Annotated in this window: 17 protein-coding genes and 2 pseudogenes; 2 read left to right on the top strand and 17 right to left on the bottom strand. The window is 64.0% G+C overall.

The annotated features are described in order from the left end of the window. Nucleotides 1-60: 60 nt before the first annotated feature. From ACVMIM_RS08750 to ACVMIM_RS08820, 15 genes and pseudogenes are all read right to left on the bottom strand, one after another. Nucleotides 61-1,464, bottom strand: coding sequence for an FAD-binding oxidoreductase (locus tag ACVMIM_RS08750; RefSeq protein WP_476111609.1), 1,404 nt, complete (start codon nt 1,462-1,464; stop codon nt 61-63). Nucleotides 1,465-1,517: 53 nt separating this feature from the next. Beyond that, a complete protein-coding gene (locus ACVMIM_RS08755; protein ID WP_476111610.1) occupies nt 1,518-2,273 on the bottom strand; it encodes an amino acid ABC transporter ATP-binding protein in 756 nt (251 codons plus the stop codon). Between the two features lie 9 nt (nt 2,274-2,282). After that, complete coding sequence (locus ACVMIM_RS08760) at nt 2,283-3,362, bottom strand: amino acid ABC transporter permease (protein ID WP_476111611.1); 1,080 nt, start codon at nt 3,360-3,362, stop codon at nt 2,283-2,285. 5 nt (nt 3,363-3,367) lie between these two features. After that, nucleotides 3,368-4,531: an ABC transporter permease subunit gene (locus tag ACVMIM_RS08765; protein WP_476111612.1), complete on the bottom strand. Its 1,164-nt coding sequence runs from the start codon at nt 4,529-4,531 to the stop codon at nt 3,368-3,370. Between the two features lie 96 nt (nt 4,532-4,627). Continuing rightward, a complete protein-coding gene (locus ACVMIM_RS08770; protein ID WP_476111613.1) occupies nt 4,628-5,662 on the bottom strand; it encodes an amino acid ABC transporter substrate-binding protein in 1,035 nt (344 codons plus the stop codon). 83 nt (nt 5,663-5,745) lie between these two features. Then, nucleotides 5,746-6,690 (bottom strand): LysR substrate-binding domain-containing protein, encoded by a 945-nt coding sequence (locus ACVMIM_RS08775; protein ID WP_476111614.1) that lies wholly within the window; start codon nt 6,688-6,690, stop codon nt 5,746-5,748. Between the two features lie 80 nt (nt 6,691-6,770). Next, entirely contained in the window at nt 6,771-7,520 is a 750-nt protein-coding gene (locus ACVMIM_RS08780; protein ID WP_476111615.1) for an SDR family NAD(P)-dependent oxidoreductase, read from the bottom strand. Nucleotides 7,521-7,531: 11 nt separating this feature from the next. Further along, nucleotides 7,532-7,669 carry a hypothetical protein gene (locus tag ACVMIM_RS08785; protein WP_476111616.1) on the bottom strand — a complete coding sequence of 46 codons (138 nt, stop codon included), beginning with the start codon at nt 7,667-7,669 and terminating at the stop codon, nt 7,532-7,534. 9 nt (nt 7,670-7,678) lie between these two features. After that, nucleotides 7,679-7,828 (bottom strand): annotated as a pseudogene (locus ACVMIM_RS08790) (SDR family NAD(P)-dependent oxidoreductase); the annotation flags it as partial. Between the two features lie 67 nt (nt 7,829-7,895). After that, nucleotides 7,896-8,195 (bottom strand): annotated as a pseudogene (locus tag ACVMIM_RS08795) (SDR family oxidoreductase); the annotation flags it as partial. Nucleotides 8,196-8,491: 296 nt separating this feature from the next. Beyond that, on the bottom strand, nt 8,492-9,292 hold the full coding sequence (locus tag ACVMIM_RS08800) for a FadR/GntR family transcriptional regulator (RefSeq protein WP_476111617.1): 801 nt from the start codon (nt 9,290-9,292) through the stop codon (nt 8,492-8,494). A 56-nt stretch (nt 9,293-9,348) separates the two neighbouring features. After that, entirely contained in the window at nt 9,349-9,696 is a 348-nt protein-coding gene (locus ACVMIM_RS08805) for a RidA family protein (RefSeq protein ID WP_476111618.1), read from the bottom strand. Between the two features lie 10 nt (nt 9,697-9,706). After that, the gene (locus ACVMIM_RS08810; protein ID WP_476111619.1) at nt 9,707-10,513 is read right to left on the bottom strand and encodes an SDR family NAD(P)-dependent oxidoreductase; all 807 of its coding nucleotides are present in this window, start codon (nt 10,511-10,513) and stop codon (nt 9,707-9,709) included. Further along, nucleotides 10,506-11,318, bottom strand: coding sequence for a shikimate dehydrogenase family protein (locus tag ACVMIM_RS08815; RefSeq protein WP_476111620.1), 813 nt, complete (start codon nt 11,316-11,318; stop codon nt 10,506-10,508). Before ACVMIM_RS08815 ends, ACVMIM_RS08810 begins: the two co-directional genes overlap by 8 nt. Before the next feature lie 3 nt (nt 11,319-11,321). Further along, a complete protein-coding gene (locus ACVMIM_RS08820) occupies nt 11,322-12,212 on the bottom strand; it encodes a 2-hydroxy-3-oxopropionate reductase (protein ID WP_476111621.1) in 891 nt (296 codons plus the stop codon). Nucleotides 12,213-12,320: 108 nt separating this feature from the next. On the opposite strand from ACVMIM_RS08820, the gene ACVMIM_RS08825 reads away from it, so the two are divergent. Both ACVMIM_RS08825 and ACVMIM_RS08830 read left to right on the top strand, forming a co-directional pair. Then, on the top strand, nt 12,321-13,085 hold the full coding sequence (locus ACVMIM_RS08825) for an HpcH/HpaI aldolase family protein (protein WP_476111622.1): 765 nt from the start codon (nt 12,321-12,323) through the stop codon (nt 13,083-13,085). Between the two features lie 15 nt (nt 13,086-13,100). Further along, nucleotides 13,101-14,318 carry an NAD(P)/FAD-dependent oxidoreductase gene (locus ACVMIM_RS08830; protein ID WP_476111623.1) on the top strand — a complete coding sequence of 406 codons (1,218 nt, stop codon included), beginning with the start codon at nt 13,101-13,103 and terminating at the stop codon, nt 14,316-14,318. Between the two features lie 228 nt (nt 14,319-14,546). On the opposite strand, the gene ACVMIM_RS08835 is transcribed toward ACVMIM_RS08830, so the two are convergent. After that, nucleotides 14,547-15,308 (bottom strand): bestrophin-like domain, encoded by a 762-nt coding sequence (locus ACVMIM_RS08835; protein ID WP_476111624.1) that lies wholly within the window; start codon nt 15,306-15,308, stop codon nt 14,547-14,549. Between the two features lie 52 nt (nt 15,309-15,360). Further along, complete coding sequence (locus tag ACVMIM_RS08840) at nt 15,361-16,557, bottom strand: alpha/beta fold hydrolase (RefSeq protein WP_476111625.1); 1,197 nt, start codon at nt 16,555-16,557, stop codon at nt 15,361-15,363. Nucleotides 16,558-16,627: the final 70 nt, after the last annotated feature.

A 16,627-nucleotide genomic window follows, 5' to 3' on the forward strand; every position in this document is an offset into this window, starting at 1 on the left:
TGCACTGTGGCCGGCCGGCGCGAAATCAAGAAATGCGGTCCATTCGAAAGTTTTTCTTTGCTATGAAATCCGCACCAAAACACCGGGGTTCATCGTGCCTTGCGGATCGAATGCGCGCTTGAGCTGCGCCATGAGAGTGCGCTCGGCGGAACTGCGATTGCGGTCGGCCATGGCGATCTTGGCGCGGCCGAGCCCATGCTCGGCAGCAAAGCTGCCGCCCATGTCGGTGGCCAAAGCGGCCAGCGTCTCAGCGAATGCTCCGGCCTTGCCGTCAAAATCGGCGCGGCCCTCCGGCGGCGACAGATTGTAGTGGATATTGCCGTCGCCGAGATGGCCGAACGGGTTGATCCGCACGCCCGGAACAATGTCTTGGCATAGTTTCGCGCCCGCCTCGATGAAACGCGCGATCGCGCCCGGCGGCACGGAGATGTCGTGCTTGAGCTGCTCGCCCTCCAGCCGCTGTCCCTCCGGCTGCTCCTCGCGCAGGCGCCAGAACTGCGCCCGCTGCGCGCCCGAACTGGCCAGCGCGCCATCCACGACCAGGCCTTGCTCCATGCCACATTCCAGCGCCGAAGCCAGGATGTCGTCGAGGGGAACGCGCGTCGAGCCCGACGCCATCTCGACGAGCAGATAGGCCTCGCCGCGCGGCTCCAACGGATAGGCGAGGTCTGGAAGATGCTTGAGCGCGAGCGTCAGGCCGACATCCGAAAAGAATTCAAGGCCCGCCAGGAATTCTCCGGCCTCGCCGCGCAGGAAGGCACCGAACGACACGGCGGCGGCGAAGTCGGACATCACCAGCAGCGCGCTCGCCTGCTGCTTTGGCGTTGGATGGAGGCTGAGGATTGCCCGCGTCACGATGCCGAGCGTGCCTTCCGAACCGCAGAACAGCTTGCGCAGCTGATAGCCGGCATTGTCCTTCTGCACCGCGCGCATTCCGTCCCACACCGTGCCGTCCGCCATAACGACCTCGAGGCCGAGGACCAGATCCTGCATCATGCCGTACCGGAATGCTTGGCTGCCGCCGGCATTGGTGCCGATCAGGCCGCCAATCCTGGCGCTGCCTTCGGCTCCCAGATGCATCGGGAACATCAGGCCGTGCGGCTCCAGCGCCTCGTGCAGGGAGGCGAGGACGACGCCTGCCTCGACCGCGATCGAGCCGCTCTCCGGATCCGGCTCGCCGATTGCCGTCATGCGCGACAGCGAAACGATCACCGCGTTTGCCTGCTCGGCGACGGCGCCGCCGCACAGGCCGGTGTTGCCGCCTTGCGGTACGACTGCCAATCCTGCCTGCCGGCAAGCCTTGACGACCGCCGCAACTTCGGCCGTGTTCGCGGGCCTGGCAACGCCCAAAGGCGCGACGCCATAGCGGTTCAGCCAGTCGCGATGATAAGGCTCGGCATCGGCGCCCGAAGGCCAGCCTTTCGGTCCGAGAATCTCGCGCAAAGCGGTGACGGGGTCGGTCATTGCGATACCTGCGATATGTGGCACGCCGCGTATAGACAGCAGCGGCGCCTGGCTCAATGACCCAGCACCTGTGACAGGAATTGCCGCGTGCGCTCGTTCCGGCAAGAGGTGAAGAACGCCTCCGGCGGCGCCTCCTCGACGATCTCGCCGGCATCCATGAAGATGACCCGGTCGGCGACGCGGCGGGCGAAGCCCATTTCGTGGGTCACGCAGATCATCGTCATGCCTTCGGAAGCGAGCGTCACCATGACGTCCAGCACCTCCGCGATCATCTCCGGGTCGAGCGCCGAGGTCGGCTCGTCGAACAGCATGATCTGCGGCTGCATGCAAAGCGCGCGGGCGATCGCGACTCGCTGCTGCTGGCCGCCGGAAAGCTGGCTCGGGAACTTCATCGCCTGCTCAGGGATTCGGACCTTCTCCAGAAAGCGCCTGGCCGTCGTCTCGGCTTCCGCGCGCGGCCGCTTGCGCACGATCATCGGCGCGATCATGCAGTTCTCAAGCACCGTCATGTGCGGGAACAGGTTGAAATGCTGGAACACCATGCCGACCTCGCGCCGGATCCCGTCGATGTTGGCGACATCGTCGTCGAGCTCGGCGCCAAGTACCGTTATGCGGCCGCCGTCATGCTGTTCGAGCCGGTTGATGCAGCGGATCAGCGTGGATTTGCCGGAGCCGGACGGACCGCAGATGACGATCTTTTCGCCGCGCTCGACGGAGAGGTTTATCTTCCGCAACGCGTGGAACGACCCGTAATGTTTGTCGAGGCCTTCGATGCGGACGGCCGGGCCGGATGAGAGCGTCGAATCCATGCGCGTCTCCTACCGTTCGCTGACCGACATGCGGCGCTCGAGGTAAGCGCCGTAGCGGGACAGGCTGAAGACGAAGACGAAATAGATGAAGGCGATGAAGGCATAGACCTCGACATAGGCGAAGCGCCATTCGCCGGTGCCGTAGGCGGCGTTGCCGGAGGCCAGGATTTCGAAGAAGCCGACGATCACCACCAGCGAGGTTTCCTTGAATGAGATGACGAACTGGTTGATCGTCGCCGGCAATGCGTTGCGCATGGCCTGCGGCAGCACGATGCGTCCGATGCGCCGCCAGTAGCTCATGCCGAGCGCCATGGCGGCTTCCTCCTGTCCTGCCGGAACACCCTGCATGCCGCCGCGCACGATCTCGGCCTGATAGGCGGAGAAGAAGAGGGCGGAACCCAGGATCACCCGGTAGAGCTTGTCGCCCTGCAGCCATTGCGGCAGGGCGAAAGGCAGAACGACAGCAAATGTGAAGAGGATCGAGATCAGCGGAAGCGAGCGGACGCCATCGATGATGAAACCGGTGGTGCGCGAAATCCAAGGCAGGTCCGAGCGGCGCAAGAGAGCCAGGCAGATCGCCAGCGGGAAGCCGATCAGGCAGGTGGTGACGAAGATGAAGAGGGTGAGCGCCAGCCCGCCCCAGGCCTCCTCGCCGACATAGGGCAGGCCGAGCACGCCGCCCTTCATCAGCACATAGTAGAGGCCTGTCCCTACGCTCCAGACGAGGGCGATGCGGCGGCCGGTCCAGAAGGCCGGCATGCAGCTCAGCACCGTCATGACCACCACGCTGACGCAGGCAAGTGCGGAGCGCCATTGCTCCTCGAAGGGATAGAGGCCGAACAGGATGATGCGCCACCGGGCGGTGATGACCGACCAGCAGGCGCCGGCCGCCGCCTGGCAGGCCTCGGGCCCGCCGCCGGTCGTGAACACGGCTGAGAAGACGGCCCAGTCGAGCAATTTCCAGACGATGAAGGCCATGATCGTCAGGGATACCAGCGACAGCAGCGCCTGAAGCGGCGTCGCGAAGAAGCGGCGCTTCAGGTCTTCGAGCCTGCCCGGGGCAGGGGGAGCGACAACGATCATCTCCATCTCTGTCATCCCCTCAGTTGATTGCCCTTGAGGGCGATGGCCTTGTTGATGCGGTTGAACACCGCGGCGAGGCTGAGATTGATGGCGAGGAAGCCGGCCATCAGAATGCCGATCACCTCGAGCGTCTGGCCCGAGTGGTTGATCGTCAGCGCCACGATCATGAAGAAATCGGTGAAGCCCACTGCAATGCCCATCGTGGTTGCCTTCATCAGCCAGACATACTGGTTGGCGAGGATCGGCAGCATGGCGCGCAGCGCCAGCGGCAGCCTGACCAGCGTGAAGACGCGCCAAGGGCTCAGGCCCAACGAAAGCGCCGCTTCCATCTGACCCTTGCCGACCGCCTTGAAGCCGCCGCGCACGATCTCGGCGATGTAGGAGCCCCCATAGATGGCAATGGCGATGGCCAGCGCGGAAAATTCCGGCGGAATGCGCATGCCTCCCTTGAGATTGAGGCCCTGCAAGGCGGGGAAGTCGAGTAGCGGCAGATCCGGCAGGCGGCCGACCGCGAGAATGACGGCGGCGCAAGCCAGTGCCGCCGTCGCGCCGGCGAGCTGGATGGTGGAGCGTTCGCCAAACGGCTGATTGAGGCGGGGTGTCCGGCCAAGCCAGACCGGCAGGGCGATTGCCGCGATGACGGCAAGCATCGCTGCGGCCAGCGCCGCTCCGCCGACATTGGGAATAGGCACATAGAGACCACGGCTGGTCAGCAGCATGCCGAAAGCCTCATGCGCGGCTCGCGGCGTCGGCAGATGCGTGATGACCGCATACCAGAAGAAGACCTGCAGGATCAGCGGGATGTTGCGGAAGATGTCGACATAGGTGCGGCCGAGCAACCGCGCCAGCTCGTTGGACGAGGTCCGCGCCAGGCCCACGATCGTGCCGACGATCGTTGCCAGGACAAGGCCAGTGGTTCCGAGGAACAGGGTGTTGATGATGCCGATCAGGAAGAACCACCAATAGGGATCGTTGGCGTTGGCCGGCAGCAGCGAGAAGTTCACGTCCCAGCCCGTCGACTTGAACAGGAAGTCGAAGCCGGAGGTGATGCCTTGGTCGGCGAGGTTGCGCCTGGCGATCATCACGCAGGCAAGGACCATTGCGGCAAGTGAGCCGACGAAAAGGACCTGCAACAGCGTGTTGCGGACCTTCTGATTTCTCAGCAGGCTGACCATCAGGATCTTCCCGAATTGGCGCCGGCTCCGCCGGGCAGGCAGCCGGGGGAGCTCAAAGCGGATGCGTTAGGAACGGATCAGTCGATCACCAGGGGGTCAATCGATCACCAGCGGGAACAGGACGCCGCCATTGCTCCACAAATTGGTCAGCTCGCGATCCATCTTGTAGGGCGAGTCCTTGCCGAGATCACGATCGAAGATCTCGCCGTAATTGCCGACCTTCTTGATGACGTTGTAGGCCCAGTCGTCGGAAAGCCCGAGGCCCTTGCCCATGCCGGGCGTGACGCCGAGGAATTTCGCCACCTGCGGCGAGGTCGGCTTGGCCTTGATCTCGTCGACATTCTTGGAGGTGATGCCTTCCTGCTCGGCGAAGATCAAGGTGCTCAGCGTCCAGTTGGCGATGTCGACCCAGTTGTCGTCGCCCTGGCGCATGATCATGACCTCGGGCTCGACGGCGAGCACGTCGGGAAGGATCACATGGTCCTCGACCTTGCTCTTGGCGATGCGGGCGATGGCGAGTGTCGGCCCCCACTGCGCATAGAGATCGCAGCGGCCGGAGAAATAGGCCTGCTCGAGCTCCTCGGTCTTTTCGATCAGCACCGGCTCAAGCTTGATGCCGAGCTTCTGGGCATAGGCGGCGACCTGCTGCTCCTGCGAGGTGCCGGCGGGAATGCAGATCGTGCCGCCATTGGCATCCTTGAGCGATTTCAGGTTGAGCTCCTTGTGCGCCATCACCTTGGTCGTGCCGAGATAGTAGGACATCGAGAATTGCAGGCCGAGCTCGGTGTCGCGGCTGAGCGTGCCGCCGGACGCCTTGATGATGATGTCGACGTCGCCCGACTGGAGCGATGGCCAGCGCTGCGCCCAACTGATCGGCACGACCTTCAGCTTCGCCGGATCGCCGAACACGGCGGTCGCTACCGCCCTGCAAAGGTCGATGTCCATGCCCTTCCAGTTGCCCTTGTCGTCCACTTCGGCAAAGCCGAGATAGGAGCCGTCATGGCCGGTGCAGTTCAGAACGCCGCGTGCCTTCACGGTCTCCAGCGTCTTGCCGCCGGCGGCCTCGGCCGGCGCAGCCATATGAACGAGGCCCAGGGCCATGGCTGCGGCCCCCCATTTGATCATTTTCATGTCAGTTGTCTCCACTGTTGAGGTTCGTTTGTTCTTGTTGTTGGAGGCCCGAACAGGTTCGGACCCCGGTTGCCAACCCGCTCCTAGTCGGTAAGCGGGATCGGTTTCGGCAAAAGCTTGAGGTCGCTTCCCCAATCCTGCTGGACCAGCCAGCGATGCAGGGCGGCCACCGCCTTCACGCGCAGATGCCCGCGCGGCATGACAAGGTAGAAGCCCGGGACCTCCTCGGGCTTCATGTCGGAAAGAGCGGCGCGCCCAAGCGGCGCAACCAGCGCACCCGACTTCAGGTCTTCCTCGGCGTCGATGACGGAGACGAGGCCGATGCCGATGCCCTGCAGGGTCGCGCGGCGCATGGTCGCCGCATCGTCGAAGCCGATGCTCCGATCACCTTCCGTGAGCTCGACGGCGAGATGGCGCAAGATGTCCGGCCAGAGACGCTTCGACTTGACGGTATCGAGCAGCGTGAACCGCGTCAGATCCTGCGCCGACTTGATCTTTTCGCCGATTGCCGGCGTGCAGCAGATGATCTTCGGGTCCGGAACAAGCAGCGTGGTCTCGTAGTCGGGCCAGTTGCCGTAGCCCCACTGCACGGTCATATCGATGTCGTCGCGCCCGAAGTCGGGCAGGTCCACCATCGTGGTCAGGCGAAGGTCCGCGCCCGGCAGGATCTCGCGGAAGAGCGAAAGCCTCGGCAGCAGATAATGCGTGGCGAAATAGGGGCTGGCATTGAGGTTGATGCGATCGCGGTAGTTGGACTTGGTGACGCGGCGCACGCCTTCGGAGAATTCGTCGAAACCGGCCTTGACGTAGTGCGAGAGCAGGATCGCCGACTCCGTCAATTCGATCGAACGCCCCTTACGCTCGAATAAAGTGACCTGCAGCGTGTCTTCCAGGAGCTTGATCTGCTGGCCGACGGCCTGCGGCGTCACCAGCAGCTCATCCGCGGCCTGGCGGAAGCTCTTGTGCTGCACGACCGCGTGGAAGACGCGCAGAGCGTTGAGCGAGGGAAGGCGAAGCTTGCCGGTCATGGTGAATTCCGCCTCCTTTCGTTCGAGACTCCGTCGGTCATGCACTGCTGGCCATCAGCCGCGCCCGGCTGGCGATGTGGTCAGGCGTAGATGTAACCGCCTGAAACGATGACGTTTTCGCCGGTCATGTAGGTGTTCTTGGGTCCACCGGTCATCAGCACCCATTCGGCGATTTCCGTCGGCTCGGCGCCGCGGCCCAGGGGGCTTGCCTTGGCCAGTTCCTCGAGGAAGCCGAGCGCCTTCGCTTTCTCGGTGGCCATGCCGGCAGGGGCGACGGAATTCACCAGGATCGCGTCCTTGGCGACGTAATGGGCGAAGGAGCGCGTCAGGCTGACGACGGCGGCCTTGGTGGCCGCGTAATGCGCGTTCTGCGGATGCGCCTTGAAGGCGTCGACGGATGTCAGGTTGACGATCCGCCCGCGCACCTGGGCTTTCGGCTCTTGAGCCTGCATGTGGCGAACGGCCGCCACCATCATATGGTAGGTGCCCTTGATGTTGATGCCGTTGGAGGCGTCCCACTCGGCGTCGGTGATTTCGAGCAGCGGCCGGCGCGGATAGATCGCGGCGCAATTGATCAGCGTGTCGACGCGCCCGAGCTTCGCGGCGATGGTGTCGAAGGCGGCGTGGCACTGCGGGCCGACCTGGATGTCGCAAGTGGCAGCCGCCGCCGGCAGGCCCTTGGCCTTTGCCGGCTCGAGCGCGCTGTCGGCGGCTTCCTTGTTGATGTCGATGATGCCGATCTTCGCCGCCCCGGCCTCCACGGCCATGCGGGCGAGAAGGGCGCCGAGGCCGGCGCCGCCGCCAACGATCAGAACGGAAAGGTCTTTCATTCCAGTGTTCCCTACTTGGTGCCACTCGGCGAGGTCGGCCAGGTCGGCATGATGTCGAAACGGGTAACGTCGGCCCATGCGGGGAGCGCGAGCACGCCGACGACCATCCTGGCCACGTCATCCGGCTGCACCACTTTGCTGGCGTACATGGCTTCGCGCGCCTTGGTGTCGAGGATGTCGTTGTAGAGCTGCGTCTCGACACGGCCGGGGACGATCTCGGTGACCCGGATACCGGATGGGGAGAGGTCCGCGCGCAGCGCGCCGGCAAAACCGGAGATGGCCGCCTTGGTGGCGGCATAGACGGCAATGTTGGAGAATGCGGCGTGGCCCCGCGACCGAACCGGTGAACAATATGTGGCCGGACTGCCTCTCGCGCATCTGCGGCACGACGAGCCGGGTGAGCAGGATCGCCGCGCTGAGGTTCACCTCGAGCGTGGTGTCGATGTCGGCGATTTTCATGTCGGCGAAATTGCCGAGCGGCGGCATGATGCCGGCATTGTTGATCAAGACGTCGATGGTGAGGCCCGCCAGCACCGATTCCAGTGCTTCGCGATCGGTGACATCGACGGCGATCGGCACGATGCCCGGGCGCTCGGCCTGCAGTTCTTTAAGCGCCGCCTTGCTGCGCCCGACCGCATAGACCTCGTAGCCGGCATCGCTCAAGGCGACCGCCATGGCGCGCCCTATGCCGCTCGTCGCACCTGTGATGAAGGCTGTCGTCACGTAGGGCTTCCCCGGTTGCTTGATGCTCAGTTTGCGGCTTGGGCCGATGCCGCGAAACCAAGAAAAGCAGCAAAAAGGAAAGATAAACTTTCGAAACGGTTTTCGCCGCCCGAAACGTTCCGTGCTGCACGCGTGATCCGCGAGGCCGCAAACCGAAGAAAAACAGTGCCTTTAACGGCGAGAGAGCAGAATCCGGCCGCCAGGCGAAGCAAAACATGGCTTTCGCAACCGCGTGACGGTTTGCTTGTTCAGGATCGAGGCCTATCCCCTGTCGGCGGTGGCCTTTTCATCCGCGTGAACAGCGAAGCCGCGGCGGCCTTTTGCTCGGCGTCCGTCGCCTCGATCCCCGACGCCTTCGCCAGCGCGCGCACGCGACCCAAGCTGTTTTGCAGATGCTTGCGCATGGCTTGCCGGGCCTTGCCGCCGTCCTGCCTTTCGATGGCGTCGACGATGGCTTTGTGCTCGCTGTGGATGCGCGCGTAGTAGCTGTCCTTGAGCGCCTGCTCGACGACATAGCCGAGCTGGAAACGCGGCACGATCATCGGCCCGAGATAGGCGAGGAAGCCGTGGATGAACTCGTTGCGCGCCGCCTTGGCGATCGCGAGGTGGAAATCATAGTCGTAGTGAATCTGGACGGCGGCGGGATCCGCCTGCTGCGCGTCGATCTGCTCCATCATTGATCGGATATTGCTGGCCTCCTTGTCGGTCCGCCGTTCGGCACAGAGCCCTGCCGATTCCACTTCCACGCTCAGCCTGAGCTCGAGCAAAGCGATGGTCTCCGGCAGGGTGCGCAGCGCCTCGTCGGGGATCGAAAAATTGCGCGGGGTCGGCGTTTCGCTGACGAACATGCCGCGTCCCTGCTGCGGCACCACCATACCCTCCGAACGCAGGCGCGCCACCGCCTCGCGCACCACGGTGCGGCTGACATCATATTCGGCGCAAAGCTCCGCTTCGGTCGGCAATTGCGCCCCGGGCTGCAATTCACCGGAGCGGATCTTTTCGGCCAGGCTCTCCGCCACCACGGTGGAAAGCGGCTTGCGCTTCGTCATTGAGGTCCTTCCGTTCAGGTTCAGATTCGGGATGATGCCCGAACCGGCAAGACGGTTCAAACCGCCGCGGTGACGATCAGTTCGACCAGCATGCCGGGCTTGGCCATCCGTCCTTCGCCGGAAGAGCGCGCCGGCGCATGCTCCTTCGGCATCCAGGCGTCCCACACCGTGTTCACTTCATCGAAATCCCGCACGTCGTCCAGCCACATCTGGACGTGCAGGATACGGGTCTTGTCGGTGCCGGCCTTGGCGAGCAGAGCGTCGATCTTGCCGAGCACCTCGCGCATCTGGTCGGCCGCGGACTGGCCCGGCCTCGCCACCTGGCCGGTGAGGTAGGGCGTGCCGTTGTGGATGACGCCGTGATGGATGCGGGTGTCGAAGTCGAAACGCTGGATATCGCTCACGGTATGCCTTTCAGATTGCCGGCGTCTGCCGGATGGGATTGCCTTGCAAATATTGCGCGTAAGGCGCCTGGACGAGCCAGCCGGCATCGACCGGAAGCGTGACGCCGGTGATCGAGGCCGCGCGATCCGAGCAGAGGAACAAGGCCGCCTCGGCGACATCGCGTGGCTCGACGAAGCGGCGCAGCGCAGTCGTGGCCTGGATCGCTTCCGGGTTGCGTTCACCCTTGGCGATCTTCGCCTTCAGTCCGTCCGACAGCGTGTAGCCGGGCGCCACGGCGTTGACGCGAACCCCATGCGGGCCGAGCTCCGCGGCCAGGATCTGGGTGAGGGCCAGCACCGCATGCTTGCCAGGCGTGTAAGCAGGAAGCGACAGCGGCGCGAAAGAGGCGAGCGACCCGACATTGAGGATCGCGCCGCGCCCGGCGGCCGACATCAGCCGCCCAAATACCTGACAGCCAAGCAGCGTGCCGCGATAGTTGATGCGCCACATCTGCTCGTCTTCGGCGAGGTCCTGGTCGAGCACATGCTTGCCGCTCTGCAGGATGCCGGCGCAATTGACCAAGACATGCGGCGTGCCAAAGGCATCGCCGACGGCCTGCGCCAGCGCTTCTACCGAGGCGGGATCGCCGATATCGGTCTGGACGAAGGGCGCGCGTGGCGCGCCTATGCTCTCGCACGCGCTCGCCGCTTCCTTGCCGCGAACAGTGTCTCGGCCGGCGACGACCACGTGATATCCATCCTCGGCGAAGCGCTCGGCGATCGCGCGGCCGATGCCGGACGTGCCGCCGATGACGACGGCGGTCGACACGTCAGCCATTGCGGCGGTCCTTCCGTTCGATGTCGAAGAATGCGGCCATGGCCTCGACCTGGAAATCCATCATCGGCCGGCCCGGCTGGATGCGGCAGCCGATCGCCTTCGCCGCCTTGAGCAGCGGCGTCTCGGCCGGCTCCATGATGATATCGACGATCGTCATCTGCGGCGTCAGCTTGCTCACATCCATCGGCAATGGATCGCCGGCCTTCAGCCCGGACGGCGTGGCGTTGATCGCCATGTCCATGCCGGATGGATCGGGCTCTCCCACCTCGATGCGGCAGTTGGGAAAAGCCTCATTGACCAGCGCAGCGAGTTTTTGCGCGCGTTCCCTGTCGATATCGGTCAAACGGATTTCGGCCGCGCCTTCTTCGGCAAGACAGTAGGTCAGCGAGGCGCCCGCGCCGCCGGCGCCGACCTGGAGAATACGCTTGCCGGCGATCTGGTGCCCGCCCGCCTTCAATCCGTCGATGAAGCCGACGCCGTCGAAATTGTCGGCATACCAGCTGCCGTCAGCCTGCCGGCGCACGGAATTCGCGCTCCGCACGCGCGCGGCGCGGTCATGGGCGGCCGCGCATTTGTGGTAGACCGCGACCTTGTACGGCACCGAAACGATCACGCCGCGGATGTTTTCCGCCGCCGTGATGCCGGCCCAAAAAGTATCGAAGTCCTCCGGACGGCAGCTCAACGGCACCATCAGGCTGTCGAGCCCCTTCTGCTCGAAGATTTCGTTGAAGATACCGGGGCTCTTCGCATGGCCCACGGGATGGGCCAGCATGACGAAGACGTCGGCCTTGCCGGTTCCGCGCATCGGTTATTCCTTTCCGTTTGAGAGTTCGTGGTCGCTCAGAATCTCGAGAGCCCGCACGAGCGACGAATGGTCGGCTTCCGCCCCGCCCGCCCGGGCCGAACAGGTATTCATCAGCTGCTGCGCCGTTGCCGTGCCTGGCAGGGCGACGCCGAGCGCCCGCGCGCTTTCCAGCGCGAGATTGAGGTCCTTCTGGTGCAGCCGGATACGAAAACCCGGCGCGAAGCTGCGGGCGATCATGCGCTCGCCATGCACCTCGAGCACGCGCGAGGAGGCAAAGCCGCCCATCAGCGCACTGCGGACCCTGGCCGGGTCGCAACCGGCCTTGCCGGCAAAGACCAGCGCTTCGGCGACGGCCTCGATGTTGAGAGCGACGATGATCTGGTTGGCGATCTTGCAGGTCTGGCCCGCGCCGTTCTGCTCACCGATCAGCGTGATGTTCTTGCCGAGCTTTTCGAAGATCGGCAGCGCCCGCTCGAACTCCGCAACCGGCCCGCCGACCATGATGGTCAGGCTCGCCGCCTTGGCGCCGACCTCGCCGCCGGAGACCGGCGCATCGAGATAGCCGGCGCCTGCTTCCCTGATCTTTGCCGCGAGCTCGGCCGTGGCGATCGGGCTGATCGAGCTCATGTCGATCACCAGCTTGCCGGCTGACAGCCCTTCCAGAACGCCGTTCTGCCCGAGCAGGACGCGTTCCACGTCGGGCGTGTCGGGCAGCATGGTGATGACGATCTCGGACATCCGCGCCACCTCGGCGGGGGAGGCGACGACCGTTGCTTTCAGGTCCTCTGGAAGAGGGGAGCGGTTCAGGACAGTGACGGTCTCATGCCCGGCATCGGCGAGATGCCGCGCCATCGGCGCGCCCATGACGCCAAGCCCGATGAAGCCGATTTGCATGTGCAACTCCTGTACGACGTCAGAGCGCCTTGCGGTCCAATCGAGGCATATGATATAGGACATCATACAAATTTCAATCCACCTTCTTCTCGTGGGAGACCGACCGAAATGCAGGAGCGCGTCAATTCGCTGAAGGCGGCCGTCAAGGCCGGCCAAGCTCATATAGGCATCTGGTGCTCGCTGGCTTCGGCACTCACCACCGAGGTCGTCGCGGGTTCCGGAGCGGGCTGGCTGCTGGTCGACGGCGAGCACAGCCCGAACGATCTGCGCAGCATCATGGCGCAGCTTCAGGTCGCGGCGGCGTTCCCCTGTGAGGCGGTGGTACGGTTGCCGTCGGACGATGCGAATCTCATGAAACAAGCGCTGGATGTCGGCGCTCGCAGCCTGATGATCCCGAATGTGCGGACGGCCGACCAGGCGCGCTCCATCGTCGCGGCCATGACCTATGCTCCCGGCGGCTTCCGCGGCTTTTCGGTCGGCCACCGCGCCAACGCCTTCGGCCGCATCGCCGGCTATCATGCAAAAGCGCGCGAACAGCAGCTGCTTGCCGTGCAGATCGAGGACGAGACTGGTGTCGCCAACGCCTTCGAGATCGCGGCGGTCGACGGGGTAGATGTTCTCTTCGTCGGGCCGGGCGACCTTTCCACCAATATGGGCGCGATGGGCAATCCCGGCGCGGCGCACGTGCAGCAGGCGATATCGTCCGTTCGCAAAGCCGCTGCGTCGGCAGGCAAGGCCAGCGGCATCCTGGCTCCGGTGAAGGCCGATGCCGACCGCTATCTCGCCGACGGCTTCACGATGGTTGCGGTGGGCTCCGACCTCGGTCTGCTGGCGCGGGGTTCGGATGCTCTGATCGCCTCGTTCAACCAGTAGAGCGGAGTGACAGCCTTGGCGATCCCCCCTTACAAAGCACCGTCGCGCAGCGCCTACGACATCGTCATCGTCGGCGGCGCCGTCATCGGCTCGTCGACGGCCTACTGGCTGAGCCAGGCGCTGGGCAGCGGCGCCTCGATCCTCGTGGTGGAGCGTGACTCAAGCTATGAGTTCTCCTCGACGGCGCTCTCCACCAGCGCCATCCGCCAGCAATACTCCAACCCGATCAATGTGAAGATCAGCCAGTTCGGCATCGAGATCATCCGCGGCTTCCAGGAGCGGATGGCGCCTTTCTACAAAAACGAACCGGCGCCCGACCTCGGCTTTCGCGAGCACGGATATCTCTATTGCTGCTCGCCTGAAGGCGTGGAAGCGGCCAAGGAGCGGGTCGAGCTGCAGCGCAGCCTCGGCGCTCATACGGTCTTTCTCGAACCGGGTCCGCTGAAGGAGCGTTTTCCGTGGCTCAATGTCGACGATCTCGGCGGCGGCTCGTGGGGGTCCCGGGAAGAGGGCTGGTTCGATTCCATGGGCCTGCTCAACGGCTTCCGCCGCGCTGCCCGCGCGAGCGGCGTCGAATATATCGACAATGCCGTGACAGGACTGGATGTGGTCGATGGGCGGGTCGTCTCGGCTCGCGTCGCAACCGGCGAAACGGTCGCTTGCGGAACCTTGGTCAACGCCGCCGGCCCCAGAGCGCAGCAGGTCGCCGCCATGGCCGGGCTTTCCATCCCCGTCGCGCCCTACAAGCGCTACAGCTTCGTCTTTGCCAGCGCCAATCCGATTCCCGGTAGGATGCCGAACGTCATCGACCTTTCCGGCACATTCGTGCGTCCGGAAGGCGAGCTCTTCCTCACCGGCAACACGCCGCAGGGCGATGGGCCGGCCGACTACGACGACTTCGAGATGCACTTTGAAGAGTTCGACGACTATATCTGGCCGGCGCTGTGGCACCGCATTCCGGCCTTCGACGCCTTGAAAGTCCAGACCAGTTGGACTGGCCACTATGAATACAACATGCTCGACCACAACGGCATCGTCGGCTTCCACCCCGAGGTGAAGAACTTCATGTTCGCCAACGGTTTTTCGGGCCACGGCCTGCAGCAGTCGCCGGCGGTGGGCCGGGCGGTCTCGGAGCTGATCGTCCACGGCGCCTTTCAGACGCTCGACCTGTCGCCGTTCTGCTATGAAAGAATCCCGCGCAACGAGCCGTTCCTTGAGGAAGCGGTGATCTAGGGCAATTCCAGGAAAGCGGTCAGGCTCGGCGCCCTCGCCGCGGCCTCTGGAACTGGACGCAAACCGTGCAGCATTTCACGTCGGAGAGAGCCGTTTATAGGACCTCCTGTTGGTGCTTCGATATCAACAGGTTCTCCGATACCAACAAAATACCTCGCCCCGTTGGACGAAATCTAGGCGGATCAGGTTCATATTGCGAGGTGGGTTCCGCCCGATCTTCGCGGTGCACTACCGTCCGAGCTGCACCAAGGCACTTCGCAGAGGAGCGTCGCCAATATAGATCAATCCGAGATAAGGATTCGCCATATCGACGATCAGAAAAACCGCCCCTGCAACCGACAGCGCGCAGATGAACAAGGTGAGCCCGACCGTCATGTTGCGTGGCGCCAAAAGACCGAATGTGGCGAACAGGACGGCCAACCAGAACACCAATATCGTTACGAAGGGCCATGGTAGCCCTTCGCTCCCGGCGTCCATGTGCATCCAGTGAGCCTCGGCAATTTGACCGCTGACTTCGAGTGCCCGCGATTGCAGCCAGCGCTGGCCATCGGTTCCCGGCGACAGTGCCCGGAGCAGGTCCTGCACGGGCTCGACCCCGGCATCGAAAACCGACGCGTCGTCGGCTGAACCCTGGTTGTCCGTGTTGGTCCAGGTTTGGTTGAGCCGCGCCACGACGAGCTTGCGAAGCAAGCGACGCGCTTCCTGGGTCTCGGGGCCATAATGCGCCATGACACGGTCAAGCAGCACAACGTGGCCGACCGACGTACGAAGTTCCGCGTCGGCATCGTCGTAATCGGACTTTGCCGAAGCGATCAGCAGGCCGAGAGCGAGCGCCGAAAGCGTTCCTACGATCGCGGTGGCGAGCCTGATCGTATCCTTGGAGTCGGTGCTTAGATGGTGCTCCGGAAGGCGGGGCCTAAGCAACATGCCAAACAATGCGGCTCCGAACAGGCAAAGGAAAACGATTCCCCCGAGGACGACAGAGCTCAATGGAGTGCTCCTATTTGCTTACACGAGTTTGTGCAAACCAGTTGGACTGCGGTCAGCTCCCGCAGTTGTTCGGCGGGGGGCCGCCCGTGAATCGCTCGGATATCCATTGGACCGCCGCTTTCGCACTTCTATCGGCAGCGAGTGCGTGTCCGACTTTCGGCATCATCACCAATTGGACCGGGCTGCCGGCTGCACAAAGCCGCTTTGCGTAGTGTTGGGTCACCGCGGGATCGACGGTGGTGTCGGCCTCACCCTGTGCCAGGAAAATCGGGATGTTGCTGGGCAGAATGCCGATTGTGTTCTGGGCAAGCAGCGACCGCCACGGTTGCAGGCTGGTTAGATTCTTGACCCGCAGAAAGCGCTGCTGAAGCTCTTTGCCGATCTCGGCCCGCGGCTTGATGTCGATGGGCGACTCTATGCAATCCTCAGCGAGGCGGTTGACCACGGGCCGAGCTGCTGGAAGAACGACCTTGTCGATGGGCGCGCCGAAGACACGTGCCCAGGACCACAACGTCATGGCGAGAAGGTTCTTGCCGCCCGGCGTCGCGAAATCATCGCGCAGCAGGGTTCCGAGATCAGTCGCCGGCGCAGCCGCGGCAACCCCGACCAGGCGCAGCTCGGGCGCATATCGCTTGGCCAAAAGGCCGGCGTAGAGGACGGCTTGGCCGCCTTGCGAGTGACCCCAGACTGCAACCTGCGATCCGGCCTCCGCGTCCGATAGGTTTCGAGCCGCACGCAGAGAATCGAGCACCGCGCGGCCTTCGCTCATTCCAACGAGATAAGGATGGGGACCGGGCGTGCCGAGCCCGGGATAGTCGGTCGCCGTGACGATGTAGCCGTGCCTTACCATGTCCCGGAGACCTTGGATCTGCTGGAACTTGAACAACGCGAGCGACGGCGCGCAGCGCGGAACAATGCCCGATGTCGGATGCGCCCAGGCCACAATCGGCCTTCCGCCGGCGGGCGCTGCTCCCGTCGGAACCACGATCGTGCCGGAGACTGCGATCGGTTCGCCCTTGAGCCCGGTCGATCTGTAGAGTACGCGGTAGGCTTTCGCCGAAAGGAAAAGGCCAACGAACAGCCGCTCTTGCCGGATAATGGTTCCAGGGGGGGCCAGGACCTCTTGCGGCGAAGCCTCATAAAACGCGTCCTGCGCTCGCGCAGCGAGATTGCCAGCCAGCAACAGACACAAGGCAAGGACGATAACGGCTGGCCGCCTATTGGCCATGGAAATGAAAAGCAGCTTCATCTCGCAATCCTCATTTTCCGTTCCGGTGAATCGAAGTCGCGCAACGATTTTGAACATCCGTCCTGCTCGG

It is taken from the genome of Mesorhizobium sp. USDA 4413 (assembly GCF_056280365.1).

Excerpts from the sequence above, each read along its gene's own strand:
- ACVMIM_RS08750 (WP_476111609.1), bottom strand. The coding sequence starts at position 1,464 with ATGACCGACCCCGTCACCGCTTTGCGCGAGATTCTCGGACCGAAAGGC.
- ACVMIM_RS08755 (WP_476111610.1), bottom strand. The coding sequence starts at position 2,273 with ATGGATTCGACGCTCTCATCCGGCCCGGCCGTCCGCATCGAAGGCCTC.
- ACVMIM_RS08760 (WP_476111611.1), bottom strand. The coding sequence starts at position 3,362 with ATGGAGATGATCGTTGTCGCTCCCCCTGCCCCGGGCAGGCTCGAAGAC.
- ACVMIM_RS08765 (WP_476111612.1), bottom strand. The coding sequence starts at position 4,531 with ATGGTCAGCCTGCTGAGAAATCAGAAGGTCCGCAACACGCTGTTGCAG.
- ACVMIM_RS08770 (WP_476111613.1), bottom strand. The coding sequence starts at position 5,662 with ATGAAAATGATCAAATGGGGGGCCGCAGCCATGGCCCTGGGCCTCGTT.
- ACVMIM_RS08775 (WP_476111614.1), bottom strand. The coding sequence starts at position 6,690 with ATGACCGGCAAGCTTCGCCTTCCCTCGCTCAACGCTCTGCGCGTCTTC.
- ACVMIM_RS08780 (WP_476111615.1), bottom strand. The coding sequence starts at position 7,520 with ATGAAAGACCTTTCCGTTCTGATCGTTGGCGGCGGCGCCGGCCTCGGC.
- ACVMIM_RS08785 (WP_476111616.1), bottom strand. The coding sequence starts at position 7,669 with ATGTACGCCAGCAAAGTGGTGCAGCCGGATGACGTGGCCAGGATGGTC.
- ACVMIM_RS08800 (WP_476111617.1), bottom strand. The coding sequence starts at position 9,292 with ATGACGAAGCGCAAGCCGCTTTCCACCGTGGTGGCGGAGAGCCTGGCC.
- ACVMIM_RS08810 (WP_476111619.1), bottom strand. The coding sequence starts at position 10,513 with ATGGCTGACGTGTCGACCGCCGTCGTCATCGGCGGCACGTCCGGCATC.
- ACVMIM_RS08815 (WP_476111620.1), bottom strand. The coding sequence starts at position 11,318 with ATGCGCGGAACCGGCAAGGCCGACGTCTTCGTCATGCTGGCCCATCCC.
- ACVMIM_RS08820 (WP_476111621.1), bottom strand. The coding sequence starts at position 12,212 with ATGCAAATCGGCTTCATCGGGCTTGGCGTCATGGGCGCGCCGATGGCG.
- ACVMIM_RS08825 (WP_476111622.1), top strand. The coding sequence starts at position 12,321 with ATGCAGGAGCGCGTCAATTCGCTGAAGGCGGCCGTCAAGGCCGGCCAA.
- ACVMIM_RS08840 (WP_476111625.1), bottom strand. The coding sequence starts at position 16,557 with ATGAAGCTGCTTTTCATTTCCATGGCCAATAGGCGGCCAGCCGTTATC.